The following is a 4,264-nucleotide window of genomic DNA, read 5'->3' as shown; positions in this document are numbered from 1 at the left end:
GCCGGGATGAGCGTCAGCTATGGCGGCATCCGCCAGACGCCGGAGGAGATCGTCAGCGAGGCCCGCGAGCAGCAGGCCGACATCATCGGGCTCTCGATCCTCTCGGGCTCGCATCTGCCGCTGGTGCGCGACGTCACGGCGCGGCTGCGCGTCGCCGGCATGAACGTTCCCGTCGTGGTCGGCGGCATCATCCCGCCCGACGACGAGAACGCCTTGCGCAACATGGGCGTGGCGCGGGTCTATACGCCCAAGGATTTCGCGCTGGACGGCATCATCGCCGATGTGGCGGGGCTGGCGGCGAAGGGGGGATAAGCTGCTGTCATCCCGTTCGCGCTGCGGCACGCAGTGCTGCTGCGCAGATGCGGGACCGCGCGACGAGAAGGCGCCTTTTTCCTGAGAACGGTCCCGTGTCTGCGCAGCGGCGTTGCACGCCGCAGCGCGCACGGGATGACGCCCCTCAGACCATCCCCACGCTCTTGAGCTGCTGATAGGCCTTCAGAATCTCCTGGAGCGTGCCCTCGCGCGAGCGGTCGCCGCCATTGGCGTCCGGATGGAAGCGTTTCACCAGTTCCTTGTAGCGCGCCTTGATCGCAGCCGAATCGGCGGTGTCGTCGAGCCCCAGTGTATCCAGCGCCTTGCGGGCCACGATTCCGACACGCGACTCCGGCTGGGCCGCCTGCTGCTTGTTGCGGGCGCCGAACAGGTTGAAGGCGTCGTGCATGTCGGCGGCCTCGGCGTCGCTGCTCGCCTTGCGTCCGCGCTGCGCCATCCGCGCGGCCTTCGAGTTGACGCCGAGCTTCCAGGTCGGCCGGTGGCCGATCTCCTCCTGCTTGGCGTACGCGGCGAGCGCGTCGTCATCCATGCCGGCGAAATAATTGTAGGTCGCGTTATAGGCCTTCACATGCTCCATGCAGAACAGGAAGAACTGGCCCTCGCGGCCACGCCCCTTCGGCGCGCGGAATTCGCCGGCGCGCTTGCAGCCGGGATGGTCGCAGCGCGGCGCATCGCTTTCCAGCGGCGCTTCCGCCTCGGAAGCGCCGATCCTGATGCTATCGAAAAGGCGTGAGTTGATGTTCATCGTCGACGGGTTATGAGACGCAGAGGCTAGGGCCGGCAAGTGCGATGCGACACATCGCCGAACCGACGAACAATCATGGCAACGGTGGCACGATCATGACCTCAATCAGCGAAAGAATCACGCAAAAGCTGACCGAGGCCTTCGCGCCACAGGCGCTCAAGGTCATGGATGAATCGCACCAGCATCAGGGCCATGGCGGCTGGCGCGAGGGCGGGGAGACTCATTTCAGGGTGGATATCGTGTCGGAAGCCTTTTCCGGCAAGTCCCGGCTGGAGCGTCACCGCCTCGTCAACGCCACGCTGGCGCAGGAACTCGCCGACCGGGTGCATGCCCTGGCGATCACGGCGAAGGCTCCGGGCGAAGGCTGAGCTAGCTCGGCGCGGACGCTGCAGCCTTCGGCTCAGCCGGTGCGGCGATGTAAATCACCAGCGCGGCGGCAAGCGCAGCGCCCATGAAGACGAACAGCCAGCCGAAGGTCACGTGCGGGTCGTAGCCCTGCCTGTCCAGCGTATTCACGAGGCGCCCCGAGAGCCACTGCATTACGCCCGCCCCGCCCATGAAGACGAAATTCATGAAGGTGACGCCGCGGCCGATCTCCTGGGGCGTCATGAAGGCGCGCGCATGCGCCATCACCACGGCATAGGTAACGCCGAACAGGCCGATCGCGAGCAGCAGCCCAACCGCGAGGCGGGACGATGCCTCGCCCCACAGCGCCAGCGCGAAGCAGGCCAGGATGACGGCCACGGCAAAGGCGATAACCGTCGGCTTGGCGCCGATCCGCCGATAGAGCGGCAGCACCAGCAATGCGCCCAGGGCGATGATGCCTCCCATGGCCATCGCCGCATAGCTCGTGGCGGCGAGATCGAAGCCATGCACCGTCTGGAGATAAGGCGCGATCCACAGGCCACGGATCGAGATCGTGACGCCGTAGCTCACGAAGGTGATGGGGAAGATCAGCCAGAGCGGCCGCTTCACCACGATCTGCTTGATTCCGCCCAGCAGCGAGACATGCCGTTGCGGCGTGCCAGGGAGCGGCGGCGGGTCCTTCAGCAGCAGCATAACCAGCAGGGCGATGAACGCCACGATTCCGGAGAGGCCGAACACGGTCGCGCGCCAGCCATAGGCCGACAGGAAATACGCGAGCGGCGCGCCGCTCAAGGGATCGCCGATCGAGCCGAAGCCGATCAGGAAGGACGACATCGTCGCGAAATGCCGCGGCGAATAGAGCCGCGCGGCCAGGTAGAAACCTGACATCAGGATCGGCGCGCAGCCGATGCCGATCAGCGCGAGCGCCGTCAGGGCCGTGAGATAGTTGCGCGACAGGCCGAAGATCACCGTTCCGGCCAACGCGACCAGAAGGAACCCGGCCAGCGTCCGCCGCGGGCCGATCCGGTCGAGCGCATAGCCGACCGGGAATTGCGAGAGCGCGAACGCGATGAGCCAAGCGGCCTGCAGGCTGCCGAGCTGTCCCTGGTCAAGCCCGAGATCCCGCGTCAGGTCGCCTGAGATCACGGCCAGGAACGCGCGGAAGAACTGGCTCAGGATATAGGCCAGCAGCAGGACGACGAAGCTCGTCACGAAGGGTCGCTTTCGCTTGGATCATCGCGCGTCCCGCCGGGCGCGACAACGATGATCCATCACATTGTTATCGCATCGGCCCGAAAGGCGGATTCGACTCATCGAGCCGACGCTATTGCGGCCCGCGCTCCGGCAAGCCCTGTTCGCGAGGCTGGATCCCGGAAGCCCGCCTCACTTGATCCGTTCGAGCACGGACACGTAGTTGGCGACCGCCGCTCCACCCATGTTGAAGATGCCGCCGAGGCGCGGGCTGTCGAGCTGCATGCCCTCCGGCGCTTCGCCGGTGAGCTGCATGGCCGAGAGCACATGCATCGAGACGCCGGTCGCACCGATCGGGTGGCCCTTGGCCTTGAGGCCGCCAGAGACGTTGACCGGCAGCTTGCCGTCCTTCTGCGTCCAGCCTTCCTTGATCGCGCGGGCGCCGTCGCCCTCCTTGGTCAGGCCCATCGCCTCGTATTCGATGAGTTCGGCGATGGTGAAGCAGTCATGCGTCTCGACGAAGGAGAGATCGTCGAGCGTCACGCCGGCCTTGGCCAGGGCCTGCTTCCAGGCAAGCGCGCCGCCTTCGAACTTCAGAATGTCGCGCTTCGACATCGGCAGGAAATCCTGGACATGGGCCATGCCGCGGAAGCCGACGGCGCGGCGCATCCGGAGCGCCGTCTCCTCGTCGGCCAGGACCAGCGCCGCGGCGCCGTCCGAGACCAGCGAGCAGTCGGTCCGCTTCAGCGGCCCGGCGACATAGGGGTTCTTCTCGCTCTCCTCGCGGCAGAACGCATAGCCCAGGTCCTTGCGCATCTGGGCATAGGGGTTCGCGACGCCGTTCTTGTGGTTCTTCGCCGCGATCATCGCGAGCGCATCGGACTGGTCGCCATGGCGCTGGAAATAGGCCGCCGCGATCTTGCCGAAGACACCGGCGAAGCCGCCCTGCACCTCGCTATCCTCAGGCAGATAGGAGGCCTTCAGCAGGTTCTTGCCGATCTCGGGGCCGGGCGTCTTGGTCATCTGCTCGACGCCGACGACGAGCACGACCTTGGCATCGCCCGCCTTGATCGCCCGCACGCCCTGATGCACCGCGGCCGTGCCGGTGGCGCAGGCGTTCTCGACGCGGGTCGTCGGCTTGAAGCGCAGCGCCGGATCGGCCTGCAGCACCAGCGAAGCGGTGAAATCCTGGGCCGAGAAGCCGGCGTTGTAATGGCCGAGCACGATCTCGTCGACCTCGTCGGCGGTGATGCCGGCATCGACCAGGGCCTCGACCGCCACCCGCACAATCAGGCTTTCGACGGTCTCGGCATCCTGCTTGCCGAACGGTGTATGGGCCCAGCCGACGATCGCAGCGCTCATGGCGAAATCTCCCTTAATGTGCAGCTACACGTTATCTTGGCAGCCTTGGGCCGCCCGGCAAGCCGGTATCCGCGCATGGTGGCCGTGCACGGATCGGCTGGCGGGCTTCGGCTTTCAGAACTAGCCGCCCCGCCCGCTCACCGCAACGCCAGCGAGAGCAGCAGCCCGACCCCGCCGACGATCATCGCCATGCCCAGCATCTCGCGCCGGCTCGTGCCCTCGGCGAACAATTTGCGCGAGGCGATCTGCGCCAGCGGCACCTCGATC

At 66.5% G+C, this 4,264-nt stretch carries 5 protein-coding genes; 2 read left to right on the top strand and 3 right to left on the bottom strand.

What is annotated here, in order from left to right:
• Nucleotides 1-312: cobalamin B12-binding domain-containing protein (locus tag JHD80_RS26755; protein ID WP_199093549.1), on the top strand; the 312-nt coding region annotated here is incomplete at its 5' end.
• Between the two features lie 145 nt (nucleotides 313-457).
• On the opposite strand, the gene JHD80_RS26750 is transcribed toward JHD80_RS26755, so the two are convergent.
• Entirely contained in the window at nucleotides 458-1,078 is a 621-nt protein-coding gene (locus JHD80_RS26750) for a J domain-containing protein (RefSeq protein WP_199093547.1), read from the bottom strand.
• Between the two features lie 95 nt (nucleotides 1,079-1,173).
• Here JHD80_RS26750 and JHD80_RS26745 point away from each other — a divergent pair, with 95 nt between their 5' ends.
• The gene (locus tag JHD80_RS26745; RefSeq protein ID WP_199093551.1) at nucleotides 1,174-1,446 is read left to right on the top strand and encodes a BolA family protein; all 273 of its coding nucleotides are present in this window, start codon (nucleotides 1,174-1,176) and stop codon (nucleotides 1,444-1,446) included.
• Nucleotide 1,447: 1 nt separating this feature from the next.
• Here JHD80_RS26745 and JHD80_RS26740 read toward each other — a convergent pair whose 3' ends face one another.
• Together JHD80_RS26740 and JHD80_RS26735 are read right to left on the bottom strand one after the other, a co-directional pair.
• A complete protein-coding gene (locus JHD80_RS26740) occupies nucleotides 1,448-2,656 on the bottom strand; it encodes an MFS transporter (protein ID WP_199093545.1) in 1,209 nt (402 codons plus the stop codon).
• Between the two features lie 171 nt (nucleotides 2,657-2,827).
• On the bottom strand, nucleotides 2,828-3,997 hold the full coding sequence (locus tag JHD80_RS26735; protein ID WP_199093543.1) for an acetyl-CoA acetyltransferase: 1,170 nt from the start codon (nucleotides 3,995-3,997) through the stop codon (nucleotides 2,828-2,830).
• Nucleotides 3,998-4,264 lie beyond the last annotated feature (267 nt).

Origin of the sequence: Allobosea sp. ASV33 (assembly GCF_016428755.1) — a bacterium.
Lineage (GTDB): Bacteria > Pseudomonadota > Alphaproteobacteria > Rhizobiales > Beijerinckiaceae > Allobosea.
This window is presented reverse-complemented; position numbering and strand designations above follow the sequence as displayed.